The sequence below is a fragment of the Chamaesiphon sp. VAR_48_metabat_135_sub genome (assembly GCF_031418915.1).
Taxonomy (GTDB): Bacteria; Cyanobacteriota; Cyanobacteriia; order Cyanobacteriales; family Chamaesiphonaceae; genus Chamaesiphon.
This window is the reverse complement of the sequence record NZ_JANOJV010000215.1, coordinates 1-15,180: the sequence shown is the minus strand read 5'-3', so window position 1 is coordinate 15,180 and position 15,180 is coordinate 1. Positions and strand designations below refer to the sequence as shown.

Annotated in this window: 15 protein-coding genes, 2 tRNA genes and 1 pseudogene; 11 read left to right on the top strand and 7 right to left on the bottom strand. The window is 45.0% G+C overall.

Features of this window, described 5'->3' with window-relative positions:
* From RMO55_RS15680 to RMO55_RS15665, 4 genes and pseudogenes are all read right to left on the bottom strand, one after another.
* Positions 1–266, bottom strand: a 266-nt coding sequence (locus RMO55_RS15680; RefSeq protein ID WP_310427950.1) for a hypothetical protein, incomplete at its 3' end; no start/stop codon positions are given.
* Positions 267–437: 171 nt separating this feature from the next.
* Positions 438–800 (bottom strand): DUF2834 domain-containing protein, encoded by a 363-nt coding sequence (locus tag RMO55_RS15675; RefSeq protein ID WP_310427948.1) that lies wholly within the window; start codon positions 798–800, stop codon positions 438–440.
* Positions 801–821: 21 nt separating this feature from the next.
* A pseudogene (locus RMO55_RS22315) lies at positions 822–1,159 on the bottom strand (DUF5615 family PIN-like protein).
* Positions 1,156–1,383 carry a DUF433 domain-containing protein gene (locus RMO55_RS15665; RefSeq protein WP_310427946.1) on the bottom strand — a complete coding sequence of 76 codons (228 nt, stop codon included), beginning with the start codon at positions 1,381–1,383 and terminating at the stop codon, positions 1,156–1,158. Before RMO55_RS15665 ends, RMO55_RS22315 begins: the two are co-directional and overlap by 4 nt.
* A 139-nt stretch (positions 1,384–1,522) precedes the next feature.
* Between RMO55_RS15665 and RMO55_RS15660 the strand changes: the two genes are divergently transcribed.
* A complete protein-coding gene (locus RMO55_RS15660; protein ID WP_310427944.1) occupies positions 1,523–1,843 on the top strand; it encodes a hypothetical protein in 321 nt (106 codons plus the stop codon).
* A 38-nt stretch (positions 1,844–1,881) separates the two neighbouring features.
* Positions 1,882–2,541, top strand: coding sequence for a DUF6745 domain-containing protein (locus RMO55_RS15655; RefSeq protein WP_310427942.1), 660 nt, complete (start codon positions 1,882–1,884; stop codon positions 2,539–2,541).
* A 107-nt stretch (positions 2,542–2,648) separates the two neighbouring features.
* Here the strand turns inward: RMO55_RS15655 and RMO55_RS15650 are convergent, their stop codons facing one another.
* Together RMO55_RS15650 and RMO55_RS15645 are read right to left on the bottom strand one after the other, a co-directional pair.
* A complete protein-coding gene (locus RMO55_RS15650; RefSeq protein ID WP_396134343.1) occupies positions 2,649–2,912 on the bottom strand; it encodes a type II toxin-antitoxin system HigB family toxin in 264 nt (87 codons plus the stop codon).
* 26 nt (positions 2,913–2,938) lie between these two features.
* Positions 2,939–4,786 carry a VWA domain-containing protein gene (locus tag RMO55_RS15645; RefSeq protein ID WP_310427938.1) on the bottom strand — a complete coding sequence of 616 codons (1,848 nt, stop codon included), beginning with the start codon at positions 4,784–4,786 and terminating at the stop codon, positions 2,939–2,941.
* A gap of 145 nt (positions 4,787–4,931) precedes the next feature.
* Here RMO55_RS15645 and RMO55_RS15640 point away from each other — a divergent pair, with 145 nt between their 5' ends.
* The 9 genes from RMO55_RS15640 to RMO55_RS15600 all read left to right on the top strand — a co-directional run bounded on the left by RMO55_RS15640 (position 4,932) and on the right by RMO55_RS15600 (position 14,552).
* Positions 4,932–6,377, top strand: a complete 1,446-nt coding sequence (locus RMO55_RS15640) for a carotenoid oxygenase family protein (protein WP_310427936.1) — start codon at positions 4,932–4,934, stop codon at positions 6,375–6,377.
* Between the two features lie 69 nt (positions 6,378–6,446).
* On the top strand, positions 6,447–6,659 hold the full coding sequence (locus tag RMO55_RS15635) for a DUF6737 family protein (RefSeq protein ID WP_310427934.1): 213 nt from the start codon (positions 6,447–6,449) through the stop codon (positions 6,657–6,659).
* Between the two features lie 151 nt (positions 6,660–6,810).
* Positions 6,811–7,836, top strand: a complete 1,026-nt coding sequence (locus RMO55_RS15630) for a hypothetical protein (protein WP_310427932.1) — start codon at positions 6,811–6,813, stop codon at positions 7,834–7,836.
* A 294-nt stretch (positions 7,837–8,130) separates the two neighbouring features.
* Positions 8,131–9,324, top strand: a complete 1,194-nt coding sequence (locus RMO55_RS15625) for an ABC transporter permease (protein ID WP_310427930.1) — start codon at positions 8,131–8,133, stop codon at positions 9,322–9,324.
* 228 nt (positions 9,325–9,552) lie between these two features.
* On the top strand, positions 9,553–11,040 hold the full coding sequence (locus RMO55_RS15620; protein ID WP_310427928.1) for a NarK family nitrate/nitrite MFS transporter: 1,488 nt from the start codon (positions 9,553–9,555) through the stop codon (positions 11,038–11,040).
* Between the two features lie 326 nt (positions 11,041–11,366).
* Positions 11,367–12,758 (top strand): exonuclease subunit SbcD, encoded by a 1,392-nt coding sequence (sbcD, locus tag RMO55_RS15615; RefSeq protein WP_310427927.1) that lies wholly within the window; start codon positions 11,367–11,369, stop codon positions 12,756–12,758.
* Positions 12,759–12,884: 126 nt separating this feature from the next.
* Positions 12,885–14,066 (top strand): aldo/keto reductase, encoded by a 1,182-nt coding sequence (locus tag RMO55_RS15610; RefSeq protein WP_310427925.1) that lies wholly within the window; start codon positions 12,885–12,887, stop codon positions 14,064–14,066.
* 166 nt (positions 14,067–14,232) lie between these two features.
* Positions 14,233–14,314: transfer RNA gene (locus RMO55_RS15605), tRNA-Leu, on the top strand.
* 165 nt (positions 14,315–14,479) lie between these two features.
* Positions 14,480–14,552 (top strand) — tRNA-Arg (locus RMO55_RS15600).
* 110 nt (positions 14,553–14,662) lie between these two features.
* Here the strand turns inward: RMO55_RS15600 and grxC are convergent.
* On the bottom strand, positions 14,663–14,926 hold the full coding sequence (gene grxC, locus RMO55_RS15595) for a glutaredoxin 3 (RefSeq protein ID WP_310427923.1): 264 nt from the start codon (positions 14,924–14,926) through the stop codon (positions 14,663–14,665).
* Between the last annotated feature and the right edge of the window lie 254 nt (positions 14,927–15,180).

Sequence of the window (15,180 nt, the reverse complement as noted above, 5' to 3'; positions counted from 1 at the left end):
ACGTCGAAGTGACGCAAACCGAGGACGCGCTTACCAGCTTCGCGAACTACAGCAAAAGCTTCGGGGAGGAGTTCGTCGAGAAGTTCTTTTTCTTCCTCATCATTATTCGCTTGCTCCAGTCTGCGCTTGAATTCTGTGGTTTTCCCTTTGAGTTGTTCGTCGGTGAGTTGTTGAATTTCTTCTTCTAGTAGTGTAATCTCAGTGACGATCGGTTGATACTTTTTCAGTTTGCGAGCGTTGGGATCGCCAAATAGTTTTTTCAGCATAGTGGGCAAGCGATGGGGGAGTTTAATCTAAAAATATGAGTGCTGAAGTATTTATATCTTTACAGCTTTCTTATCTATTTATGGTATCATTCGCGCTTGCTTTATGGGTGGGGGATGCCGAATGGTGAACCCACCCCGCCCTACGGGCACCCCTCCTGGGAGGGGATTTTCCTAGGATTCGGTGGTGATTTGTTCGGGTGGGGTGTTGGTGAGTTTGATGTGTCGGGCGAGGAGGAATAGGGGGAATGTGACGCTGATGGCGACGAGAGCGGAGAAGACGAGGTAGAGCCAGAGGTAACGAACGCCGACGCGCCGTCCTTCGATGACCATGAACATTGATGCGGCGGTGGCGACGAAGAGGAGGTCATTGGAAAGGGAAGCGGCAGCAGCATTGACGTAGGCAGCATTCACAAAGTCCATGAAGGAATTGTTGGGCTGCTGCATGAAGGCGATATTGTTAATCCAGGTGGCTGGTAAGGCTAATAAGGCAATCAGGGCGTAGGTGGCGCAAATAAGTTTATCTTTGGTGGTCATGGTTTAGGTGGTTCGATACGTCTAATTACCACTGATTTCGACGAGTGGTTCGCCTGAATTTAATAGATCCAGTACTTCAGATAGTTTGGAAGTCAAGATTTCTTTTAATCGATCGTTTGAGGTATTTCCGCATGTTAATAAAATAATTTGCGGAGGTTATCCGAAACGATTAACCAAATCGACAAAATCGCTATCTTTGGTCATAAAAATAATATTTTGTGTCTTTGCAGCCTCAAAATCTCAGCATCTTCGGCATCTCTCAACCCAACATCTCGTAAGGCTAGAGCTGATATCTCAAATGTCGCGGTTATCCAGACCGAAATGCTAGGAGAAAGGTGTGCATCGATCCAAATCATCATGCAACTACCAACACTGGACGATCTAATTTACGCGAAGCATAGAAGAGGGCTGCTTTTAAGTCGTCTGCTTCTAAATCGGGCATTTCGGCAAGAATCTGCTCGGCATTAAGTCCAGCTACAAACAGGTCTAAAATATCGGACACCCGGATTCTCATCCCACGAATACAAGGACGACCACTACACTGTTTGGGATTAATCGTGATTCTCGTAAGTAAATCTGACATCCGGCTTACCTTGATGCTAATGTTTTTATTTTATCTTACTAATTAAGTGGGATGACGAATCGATGCGATCGAAATCATGGCAAGCCGATTGAACTAAATGGTACAATTCAACTATTAAGTTTAGATCGACAGCGAGACTATGCAAAGCAATCGCGTGGGAATACTTTATCGACATGGAGACGTGATGATCCAGCGGATCGATCGGTTGCCGAGTTATGCCCAGCAACAGGTTGGAGCGACGCTGGCGCATGGGGAAGTCACTGGACACAGCCATCGGTTCGCCCAATCTCAACTAGTCCAACTGTGGGAACGAAATGGGACTTTATTTCTAGAAGTTAAAGCGGCTAGTGCAGCCTTAGTTCACGAAGAACACCATCAAATCGATGTTCCACAAGGATTTTACCGCTATTGGAAGCAGCGCGAATATCGACCAGATGCGTTTGTAGAGGTGGCAGACTGATGCGGCGATTGATGTCTAATGGGCGAGTTCCGAAAAGAGTGACTTCAGCCCCCACAACTGCTACTCAAGAGCCAATGTCAGGCGATCGCGCTCGTACTCTAATTTTAGGGCATCGCGCCGCCGATGGAATGCGCGTTTTGGGTCATCTCGATTTGAGTGGAGCGATGAATATCTCCCATCTTCCTGAAAATCTGACCTGTGAAAGCTTGGATATTAGCGACTGTAGGCACATTACCACCCTGCCGAAAGGATTGCACGTCAGCCACTGGATCGAAATCGCTGGGAGCGGTATTACGGCTCTACCAGGGGGACACGGCTTCTTCTTGCGCTGGCGGGGAGTACATGTGAGCGATCGTCATGCCTTTGCTTCAGACTCGTTGACTGGACAGGAAATTCTCAGAACTGATAATGTCGAGATTCGGCGGGTACTAATCGAGCGGATTGGCTATGAAACATTCTTACAACAAGTTGGGGGTGTAATTCGCGATCGAGATACCGATGCTGGCGGCGAACGTCAATTAATTTGCATCGCTTTTGAGGATGACGAGCCATTGCTGTTGTTAAAAGTGATTTGTCCCTCCACTGGACACCTGCACGTTCTCCGCGTTCCGCCTTACATGGATACCTGTCATCAATCTGCCGCTTGGATCGCTGGATTCGACGATCCCGATGACTATTATCCCGCGATCGAGGCGTAGATAGATCGGAATTCTAAACACAAAATAATGGCTTCTTTAATTCTTACAATTAAGCAGAAATATGTTTGTTGGAAGGTTAAATCGATCGCTTAATTTCTCAGCATGATTTAGATCGATCGTTTTCCATCTATAACCTCAGAGACAAGTTGCTTAGGATAGTTGATGGAGACAATTAGTCGATAGCGATTACCTTTAATATTGAAAACTGTGAAATTCTCTACTGCCTCAGCCGAAGTGTAAGTTTGCTGAACTTCTATCAGATTTTGCCAAGTTGCTATTTTAACGATTTCGTTCCAGTCCTCAGTTTGAATAGCAACATCAGGATATTTAGCCGCAGCTTCGCGTAATCGACTAATGGCAATCAAGTGGATATCATTACTGTAAAAAGTATCGTAATTTACGCCGCAATAACTGGCTGAACGAAGCGTCTTACCTCGCCACAGGCAATGTAGGATTTGCCATCGGGCGCAGTTTTAATCTCATCAACTACATACAGCATACCTTCCTCTCGAACCGATCGAGGAAACCGCATATTCCAATCTGGCTCATAACCATCAGCCACGACTCGCGCCCGTAATTTGCTACCGTCTTTGACGCACTGTACCAATACGCCGTCGCCCACTGTATCGGTTGTGGGCAAATCCGCAGCAGTCGCCGTTCCTTTGGATGCTTTGCCCGTAGCGACAGAGCGGGAATAACTGCTACCAGCCGCGAAGATATCTACTTCTCCTGGCTTCTTCAACCGCGAAATTTTGCCTTCTACGCGATAGAAACCGCCGTTGGCTAATGTCAACTGTTCGACGGTGTAGCGTGCGCCCTCGGCGCGAATTGCGCGGGGAAATTGGACGTTTTTGGTGGAGTCGTAACCCTCGGAAATTACTTTAATTCTCAGTTTGCCACCTTCGCGAACACAGTGCAATTCGATGCTAGTACCGACTTCGGTAGTTGTGGGTAAGGCGGAAACTTCATCGCCAGCGGTGGTACCGCGTCCAGCTAAATCGCTGCGGTTGCGGCTGAGGGTTTGGTAACTTTGATCGAGTAATTCCTTCCTACCGGCGTTACCTAAACCGCCTTGGGCGATGCGAGTGGCGAAATATTCGAGTTGCTCGATTTCTTCGGCAATTTCAAAATTCTCATTGAGTCCACGATCGCTTAAATCCTTAATTACCGCGCGTAATGTTTGCTCGGCGGCGGTACGATTGCCTTGCTCGGCGAGGGTGAGAGCCGTTTCTTTAGCCTTGGCGATCGTCAGGTGACTTAATTCTAGCATCACGTCGCTCGATGCTGAAGTTGCCGATTCCTCGATCGATCCCACAGTTGCAAACATTTCGGTGCTACCGGAAACGGTTTGAATCGCACCATTTTGGACAATATCCGCCGTGTAGTGTAGCTTCATTATTGCCATCTGCCCGATCGGCGCATTGGCAATATTCAGGCTCAAGCCTAACAATTTATCCTCACCTTCGTACAGATCGCCCAAGGTTAATAACGTCGCCCCAGCTTTATTGTGGCTGACTTGCGCCAAACTCAATGTATCGACTAAACTCACCCCAGGAGCTAACTCGATCGTTACTGCCAAATTTTGACCGACAACAGCCCGCAAACTGTCCAACTCAATCCCAAACACTTCGCTGGCTTCATCCATACTCTGGATAAAATAGAAGTTACCATTACCAGCCCGCGCCATCCCAATCAACAAATCTTCATTAAAACCTTGACCGAATCCCAAAGTTGTGGTGCTGATTCCTTCCTCGGCTTTCTGTCCCGCTGTGGTCATCAGCACGGTAGGATTATTAATTCCCACATTTGCATGTCCATCGGTGAGGAGTAAAACTCGATCGATCCGCTGCGGATCTAGGTGAGCTTTGACGTGCTCGCACCCTTTGAGCCACCCGCCCGACAAATTCGTCAATCCACCCGCACGGATGCGGCGAATTGCGGCTTTGAGTGCGTTTTGATCAGTTACAGATTGCGGTGGTACAACGGTATCGATCGAGTCATCATAGGTAACGATCGAAAAGGTATCATTAGCGGCTAATTGATCGACGATCGACTCAGCCGCTTTGAGTGCATGATGCAGTGGCGAACCCGCCATCGAACCGGATCGATCGATCGCCAGTGATAAATTAAGATTGCGGCGCGGCGATTCTGGTAGATCGGATCTCAGCCGAATCAAAATCTGTGTATTTAATCCCTTACCCGTCGCTAAGATTGCAGGATCGAAATTGCAGCTTGCATTAATCATACTTGTCCTCGTGTTAGCTATTGGCGATCGATAATTGCTTTGTCTAATATGCCCTAAAACCCCGCAGATCGCTCGAACTCAATGCGGACAGTACAACGAAATTATTATTTAGGATTAAAATGGTAGCTAATAACCAACTAAATTCATGGTATCTACACCTTTCAAACCCACTCAAAAAGCCTGGGCAAAAGCGATCGCTCGACCTGGTGAAGAATTCGCGCTCACACCATTATCGATCGTGTCTGGAGCTATTCCGGCGGGGTTGCAGGGCACTCTCTATCGCAATGGACCAGGTAGATTAGATCGTGGCGGCAAGCATGTCGGACATTGGTTTGATGGCGATGGTGCCATCTTGGGTGTACATTTTCGATCGACAGGAGCGAGTGCGGTTTATCGTTATGTCCAAACTAGTGGATACTTAGCAGAAGCCCAGCAAGATCGGTTTCTTTCTGCTAATTATGGCATGACAGATCCTCAAGGAGTTTGGAATTTTTGGTGGAGAGTTTTAAGCAAACAAGATAGTCTCAAAAATGCTGCAAATACTTCGGTCTTAGCATTACCAGATAAATTATTAGCACTATGGGAAGCCGGACAACCGCATAGTTTGGATTTAGAAACTCTCGAAACAAAAGGTGTCGAAACTTTAGGCAGTCTCCAGCCTACTCAGCCCTATTCGGCTCATCCCCTTCGCGATCCGCTGACTGGAGAAATATTTAGTATTGGTGTCGATATTCAGGGAAATTTACATATATATAAAAGCGATCGCACTGGTCAAATCAAACAGCAAACTGTCATCAAGTTAAATGATTTACCCTTCATTCATAGTTTTGCCTTAGCAGGTCAATATCTCATCTTTTTTCTACCACCATTAAAGATGGATAAAATGGCAGTTTTATTGGGAACTAAAAGTTATGCCGATTCTTTAGAATGGCATCCAGCATCGAGGACGCAGATTTTAGTAGTTGACAGAGAAACTTTTGATGTGGTGAGTCGAGGTGAAACCGAGCCTTGGTTTCAGTGGCATTATGGGAATGCTTGTGTGGAAGCAGATGGATTAGTTCGTCTAGATTTTGTGAGATTTACAGACTTTTCCCAAACTAATGAATATTTACGCGAAGTTGCCACAGGTACGACGACAACGGTTGCAAATGGCAATTTATGGGAAGTTCGACTCGACCCAAAAACGGCTAAGATTGTATCGATGCAGGAAGTGCTCGATCGCAGTAGTGAATTTCCAGTGGTTTCGCCGCAATCGATCGGTCGATCTTGGCGACATACTTATCTAGCATTGCAACGCAAATCTGCTGGAGATAGTGAATTTTTTGGGGCAATTGGTTGTTTTGATTATGAAACTGGAACTTTGACAGAAGCAGATTTGGGGGAGAATATGTATACAGTCGAACCCTTATATATTCCCGATGCCTTAAATCCCGATCGAGGTTGGATTATGACAGTGGTTTATGATGGCAATAACGATCGAAGTGAGGTGTGGATCTTTGATTTCGATCGACTTACTGAAGCTCCAATCTGTCGATTAGCTTTACCTGGAGTTATTCCATTTAGTTTTCATGGTACCTGGAGAGCGGTCTAAAGATTCGATCGAGACTGAATAATTCTAGCGATGCAATTTATTAAGATTAGCAAAACAATTAGTTAAATCATGAGCAATACAAATCTTTGGGAGCATAAGCCTTGGTGGTGTCAGCCTTGGACAATTATTTTGACTGGAATACTTATGATCGCGGGTAGTTGGTTATTATTTCAAACTATCTGGTTAACTTTGCCTGTCGCGATCTTAATTGTGCTGTGGTGGACTTATTTTTTGATTATCTTACCGCGTATATTGGCGGCACAAGATTTAGATCGATCGTAATCGATGTTTTTTAAACTGGACACCATCCGCAGAGGACGCAAAAAAAGAGAAAAGCAGAGCTTTAGAAAAATTATTGTAGATTGCATAAAACATCACAGCATAGATCGATCGAGTCAAGAGAAAATAGCGTAAATAGTTCTCGATGAATTAGATGCAAAAGATTCCTGACTGGTATATTCTCCCTAGTGCGGCATTTACGATTAGTAGAAAACAAATTAAGCACTATATTTTTCTGGATAAACAGCCAGAAAATGGTGATGTTGTCTATGGTAAAGTTACTCGTCTCGGGCAACATGTCGAACTAGAGAATAAGTCAGGTAGAATTCATCGGCTGAATGAAGGCTCGACGGCAATTTTTGTGTTTGGTAATCGCTATGCGCCCGATTTCTATGAGGGTGTGATTCCCTCGACGATGACAAACAAGGTCGATCTGTTGGCTCGATCGGGTATTATTGGCAATGTCCAAGTCAAAAACTCATCAGTCAAAGAACCTACTCAAATCAAAATATTAGGTTATGTCTGTGATGCCAATGGTGAAGTTTTGAATACTCGCAACTATCCATTGATTAAGCCTAAGAAAACTGATAAGAAAGAAGATCGATCGAGACTAATCTTATTTATTGGGACTAGCATGAACTCTGGTAAGAGTACTAGTGCTACGGCTTGTTGCTGGGCATTGACGACGATGGGCTATGATGTCCGCGCTTCCAAAGTGACGGGTACAGCTAGCCTCAAAGATATTTTGCATATGCAGGATGCTGGAGCTTCGATCGTTAATGATTTCACTCATTTTGGGTTTCCATCTACTTATCTATTAGAAGAGAAAGAAGTGGTTAAAATATTTAACGATCTGGATCTAAAATATGCTAACAATCCTAAGAATTATTGGTGTGTTGAATTAGCTGATGGTATTTTACAACGAGAAACAGCCCTATTATTAAAATCGCCTGATGTGCGATCGCGCATCCATAAGCTGATATTTGCGGCTCACGATACTTTTGGCGCAATTGGTGGATTAAACATCCTCAAGAATGAATTTGGGCTGGTTCCCGATGCAATTTCTGGTGTCTGTTCCAGTTCTCCACTATTTCTGCGCGAACTAGCTGAATTTACAGATATTCCGGTTTTCAATAATATCGATTGTAATTTAAAACAACTATCAGAACTCTTAATCTAGTAGTTTTGGGCGTAAATAAAGTTACTATTTTGCGGGGAGCGGGGAAAGGGGAAAGGGGAAAGACTGTACTTCACAATTCAGGAAAGATCTGTAGCGGTAATTTAGAGAATTGATATGACGGGACTATTCCCGAAGCCCGAAGCCCGAATCCCGAAGCCCGAATCCCAAATCCCGAAGCCCGAATCTCGAATCCCGAATCCCATCCGTATCAAAAAAGACGATCGCCCGATCGAGTGAAATCTATACTAATCTGGGGGTAGTGCCTTGTGCCGATCCTTTATCCCCGAACCTCTCATGAATTGGTGGCAACAACTACAACGAAATGGATTAGCGCGAGTGGGCGCGATCGCGTTAGTCTTGATGTATCTGACCGTCATTGCCGCCGAGTTCATGGCTCCATACGATCCTTATGTATCTCAGGATGATGGCTCACTATTGCCACCGACGGCAATTCATTGGACAGATCCCCAGGGTAGATGGATTGGTGCCCATGTTTATCCCACTACTCAGGGTCAAACAGATATTAACACAGGCGATCGACTGCTCAAAGTAGACGAAACTAAACCTGCCTCGATTAACCTGTTTGTGCGTGGCGATCGCTATAAGTTGTTCCCAATTAGTATCCCGCTTTTACCAACATTTGATACAACTACGGGTAAAAAAGGTCCAGGCAAAACTCCAGTTATTAAGACTAAATCTGACTCTCAAGAATTAACGATCTTCCCTGGTATTCCCTGCGATTGGCATTTATTTGGGACGACAGGCGCGGGCAAACTCAATCTCCTCGGTACCGATGAACAGGGTCGAGATCAGTTCAGTCGGCTCGTCTATGGGGGTAGAATCAGTCTCTTTATCGGTCTAATTGGCGTTTTGATCTCTTTCCCGATCGGGATGATTTTGGGCGGTATATCGGGCTATTTTGGTGGCTGGATCGATGCCACGATTATGCGCATAGCTGAAGTACTGATGACGCTACCCAGTCTCTACCTATTAGTAGCTCTAGCGGCAGTACTACCCGATCGAGTCAGCAGTTCCCAACGTTTCTTGTTAATTATTGTAATTACCTCATTTATCAGTTGGGCGGGATTGGCGCGAGTAATTCGCGGTCAAGTATTATCGATTAAGGAACGGGAATTTGTCCAAGCAGCGCGAGCGATGGGTGCGAAACCGTTTTACATTATCATCCGTCATGTCATTCCCCAGACGGCGACTTATTTGATTATTTCGGCAACTTTAGCGATTCCCAGCTTTATCGTCTCCGAGTCAGTGCTAAGTTTGATTGGATTGGGGATTCAACCACCAGATCCATCTTGGGGTAATTTACTCTCGATCGCGACTAATACGTCGATCCTCATCTTCCAGCCCTGGTTAATTTGGCCGCCAGCATTGTTAATTATTCTTACAGTGCTATCATTCAATCTGCTCGGTGATGGTTTGCGAGACGCACTCGATCCGCGCAATTTACAACGATCTTCAACTAATATTTAGATTCTCCAGACAGGGGATCGAGTAAGGGCAATTCATGAATTGCCCTTACTCGATTGAATGCAAAAAACGGATTATAAAAATGCATTTATTGCAAAATAGTTGATAAATTGTAACAAAAACTACTGATTCACATCTAGCATTCCCGTAACTTGAACCTACTGAAATTAATTACCAGTTCACACAACTGTCTAATTGATTTAGTTGTCATTTTATTGGGGCTGTAGCCTGATGTTAAAGGGATTACTTTCATTCAAAAATCCGTATCGAACGTTACATTTTACTTGGTTTGCTTTTTTTCTCACCTTCGTTTGTTGGTTCAACTTTGCGCCCTTTGCATCTGTGATTGGTAAAGAGTTAAATCTAGAGGAAGCGCAAATTAAAACGTTATTAATTTGCAACTTAGCAATTACTATTCCCGCGCGAATTATTATTGGTGCATTACTCGACAAGTATGGGCCGCGCATCACCTATTCTATCCTGCTGATGTTTGCGATTGTACCCTGCATCGCAACGGCTCTAGCCCAAGATTTTAATCAAATGGTGATTGCGCGTCTGCTGATGGGAATCGTCGGTTCTGGCTTCGTTTTAGGAATTAGGATGGTGTCCGAATGGTTCCCGCCCAAAGATATCGGGATGGCGCAGGGTATCTATGGTGGTTGGGGTAACTTTGGAGCTTTTGGTGCTGAATTTGCACTCCCCTTAATTGCTGGCGGAACTGCTTTTCTCGCAGGTGGTAATGCTAATTGGAGATTGACAATCGTCCTTACTGGCGTAATTGCCGCCATCTATGGGGTAATTTATTTTAATAGCGTCACCGACACACCACCTGGAAAGGAATACAAGCGTCCCAAAAAGTATGGCGCGATGGAAGTTACTAGTGCTAGAGACTTCTATGGTTTGCTAATTATGAACTTCGGGCTGATTTTTGCCCTTGGTTTATTAGCATGGAGGTTGGCTCAGAAGAAATTACATTTCCTCAATGCGGGACAGATGTATTTTATTTGGTTCTTATTAGCTGCTTTATATGCTTACCAAAGTTATCAAGCTTGGTTAGTCAATCGCGATGTTGTGTTGGGCAGAAAACAATTTGCACCATCCGAGCGATATGAATTCAGTCAAGTTGCACTCTTACAATTCACTTATATTACCAACTTTGGTTCCGAACTCGCTGCTGTTTCAATGTTACCTGTCTTCTTTGAAAAAACATTCGGACTCGAACATGCTGCTGCGGCGATGATTGCGGCTACTTATCCCTTCTTAAATCTATTTTCTCGTCCTAGTGGTGGTTTTATTTCCGATAAATTTGGGAGTCGAAAATGGACGATGACGGTAGTTACGGTATTAATTGGGGTTGGTTATTTACTCGCATATCGAATCGATAAAACTTGGGCGTTACCTGTCGCTGTTGGTGTAACGATGTTCTCCGCATTATTCGCTCAAGCAGGTTGTGGTGGTACCTATGCAATTGTCCCTTTAATTAAAAAGGAAATTACTGGACAAGTCGCGGGTAATGTAGGAGCTTATGGTAACTTTGGTGGCGTAGTTTATCTAACTATTTTTAGCTTGACTGATGCCCCCACACTATTTGCCTCAATGGGTATCGGCGCGCTCATCTGTGCTTTCTTATGTGCTTTCTTCCTCAAAGAACCCCAAAACTCATTTGGGCTAGATAAAGCTCAAACTGCTGGAATCGTTGCAAGCGGGGAATTAAGTTAGCGAAACAGGCAATTAGCTAGCGGTTAAAACCACTGCTAGCCGCTAACGATCGATCGGCACTATGTTTTAGAAACAATGTGTAGGGTAGGTAATGTAAATTTTACACATTGTTATTTAGTTAAATGAGTTTTTAGATCGATCGATTAGATAAATTTTTAGATGATAGATCGCTCTAACCGATCGACAATTCAGGAGTGAATAAAGCATATTTCGGGACGTTCTCTGGAGTGAGAACGTCCCAAAATCGATGATAGTATATAGTTACTGAGATACTCTGCCTGTGAGATCGGGATCTCATCCCTAAAGCCTAAAATCTAGAGTCTAACTTGATGAAAATTCTGCATCTGTCTGATATCCATATGGGTGGTGGGTTCGTACATGGCAAAATCGACCCAGAAACTGGACTAAATACGCGATTTCAAGATTTTGTCAAATCTTTGACCAAGACGATCGATCGAGCATTGTCGGAACCAGTCGATCTGGTATTATTTGGTGGGGATGCTTTCCCAGATGCCACACCCGCACCCTATATTCAACAAGCCTTCGCCGCACAATTTTATCGGCTGGTAGCTGCGAATATTCCCACCGTTTTACTAGTTGGCAATCACGATCAACATTCCCAGGGACAAGGTGGAGCCAGCTTGTCCATCTATCGCTCATTGGGAGTTCCAGGTACAATCGTGGGTGACTCGATCGAGACTCATACTATTAGTACTCAGAGTGGACAGATCCAAATTATCACTCTCCCCTGGATCAACCGCTCCACCTTACTCACCCGCGAGATTGCTGAAAATCTGTCGATCTTAGAAGTCAATCAATTATTACTCGCCAGACTCCAACCAGCCATCGAAGGCGAAATCCGCAAATTAAATCCAGATTTACCAACGATCGTTTTAGCCCATCTCATGGCTGATAATGCCACTCTGGGAGCCGAGAAATTTTTAGCTGTCGGACGCGGTTTTACCATTCCCCTGTCCTTCCTGACTCGTTCTTGCTTTGATTACGTAGCACTCGGACACGTCCATCGCCACCAAAATCTCAATAAGACTAATGACCCCGCCGTCGTCTATCCTGGGAGCATCGAGCGGGTAGATTTTAGTGAGGAGAAAGAAGATAAGGGCTATATATTAGTTACTATCGAGCCAAAAGAGCAGCCAGCTAGTAAAAACTTCGAGACTACCTGGGAATTTTGCCCCTTACCCGTGCGGACATTTCGGACGATTAAAATCGATGTCTCCAAGAGCGAACAACCCCAAACAGATATTTTGGATTCGATCGCCACAGCCAATATTGCCGATGTGGTAGTACGATTGATTTATCAGCTCAGTCCCGATCGACTCGAACTAATTAATACCGCTGCGATTCACGAAGCCTTGAGTACCGCCCACCACTATACAATTCAAGCCGAACTCATCAGTCAACTGAGCCAACCGCGATTGCCCGAACTTGGCTCTAGCGTTGGTGATCCGATGGTAGCACTCTCCACCTATCTCGACAATCGTCCCGATCTCAAAGACATCGCCACAGCCATGATCGCCGCCGCTAATGAGTTATTATCTGGAGATAATCCAGAGTCAGCCTTTGTCGATCTCATCCCACTAGATCTCGAATCATCTTCAGAGCCTTTTCCCATCCCCCTCACAGCTCCTCATAACGATGAAGTCCCTCTCAAGCAAGCTAAATCAAAAAAAGCGACTGGGCAATTAACACTACTTTAGGTTTTAGGAATTAGGCTTTAGGGTAAGAAGGGTAAAGGGTAAAGGGTAAAGGGTAAAAAATATTTTTCTCCCCACACCCCCACACCCCTCACACCCCCACACCCCTCACACCCCACTCTCTCAAACATGCAATACCGTCGATTTGGTCGAACCGAGTTACAGATGCCCATTTTTTCATGTGGCGGAATGCGCTACCAACATAAATGGCAAGACGTGCCCCTATCGGAGATTCCTGATGATAATCAACTAAACCTGGAAGCGACAATCAATCGATCGCTAGAGCTAGGTATAAATCATATTGAAACTGCCAGATTTTATGGTTCTTCCGAAGTTCAACTCGGTCAAATATTACCGAAACTAGACCGTAAAGATTATATCTTTCAAACTAAAGTTCCGCCCGTCGCCGATCCGCAAGAATTTCGGCAGACTTTCGAGCTATGCATGTCCCGACTCAATTTAGAATATGTCGATCTACTTGGCATTCATGGCATTAACGATCGAGAAACCGCCGATTATGCTTTGCGAACTGGTGGCTGTTGGGAAGTAGCCAAACAACTGCAAGCTGAAGGAAAAGTTCGATTTATTGGTTTCTCCACTCATGGAACTACCGAGACAATCGTTCAGACGATCGAGACCGATCGATTTGATTATGTTAATCTCCATTGGTACTATATCAATCAAACCAATTGGGCGGCGATCGAAGCAGCAACTCGTCACGATATGGGCGTATTTATTATCAGCCCGACAAATAAAGGTGGCTTACTCAACCAGCCATCCGCTAAATTAGTCGAACTCTGTCAACCACTCAGTCCGATTGTCTTTAATAATCTCTTCTGTCTGAGCCATTCCCAAGTACATACCCTCAGCATTGGCGCGGCTAAACCCAGCGATTTTGACGAACACCTCAAAACACTACCATTATTAGAACGCGCCGCCGAACTCCTGCCCCCCATCATCGATCGCCTAGAACGCGCCGCAGCAGACAAACTGGGTGAAGAGTGGGTAAAAACATGGCGAGAAGGCTTGCCAGCCCTCTCAGACACCCCTGGGAATATTAATATCCACACCATCCTCTGGCTGCGAAATCTCGCGATCGCTTATGACATGGTAGAGTACGGACAAATGCGCTACAACCTGCTCGAAAATGGCGGACACTGGTTTCCAGGTGCCAAAGCTACCAATGTCAAAGAACTCGATTTTTCCACATGTCTAGCCAATAGTCCCCACGCCACCACTATCCCCGATCTACTCTGGGATACGGATCGACTCCTCGGTGGGATGGAAGTCAAACGATTATCTCAAAGCTAGGCTTTAGGTATTAGGTATTAGGCTTTAGAGGGTCATAAGTGCTAGGTGTTAAGGTTTCGATTAGAAGAACGCCTAAAGCCTAAAACCTAATTCCCTATTGACTCACCCAAGAAATAGTGATATATTAGCAAAGCACGTAAATGCACCTCAATCAAAAACTCAACAAGCGGATGTGGCGGAATTGGTATACGCGCACGCTTGAGGTGCGTGTGGCTTAGTCCTTGGGAGTTCGAGTCTCCCCATCCGCATATACCCTATCGATTATCCTTAGCGATCTTCGTCTTTCGTAGAACAGAACAGCCTAGATGAACCAAGGGTGGTATCGCTAGGCTGTTTTGTTGCATCGGTCTCATCTAAAGTCTAAAAGACTAGCTTAATTGCCGCAAATATGTTATGATTACAATCTAGAATGAGGGCATGTGGCTCAGTGGATAGAGCATCAGGTTCCGGTCCTGAGGAGCGGGGGTTCGAGTCCCTCCATGCTCATAATATTAAAAAACAGCAGGCATGTGATGCTTGCTGTTTTTGTTTGGGAAGGTGATGTTGCTGAATCGAGGTATATTTTTAGAGTTTTGCAAAAATCCCTAAAGCCTAAACTAAGTGATACCAAGCAGGGGATTTAACTTCCCGCGATCGTCCAAATCGTGGAGATCGTCGCACCCCCCAATATGGGCATCATCGACAAAAATTTGGGGGAGAGAACGTTTACCATTAGCTCTTTGAGACATCTGAGAGCGAGCCTGTTCGTCACCATCGATCGAATACTCAGTAAACTCAACACCCTTCTTGTTTAATAAAGCCTTCGCACGAATGCAAAATGGGCAACTTTGCCATGTATAGATTTCAATGTTTGGCTGCATAGCAGTTTTAGCTAATTTAATCCTGGGTTTATTACCATTTTGACATCTTTTGCTAGCGATCGTCATCATAGTGGGCTGTTACTCCTCTGCCAGTGTCAAGTTAGACATCTAGGTGTAGCGACCTGCAATAGTAATCACTCAGGACTGCAATCATCGCGATTTTGAGACCACATTAACTGCAACTATCCGGTCGCTTGAGACCGAATTAACTGCAACTGAGACCGAATTAACTGCAACCAGCCCGCAATACTAAT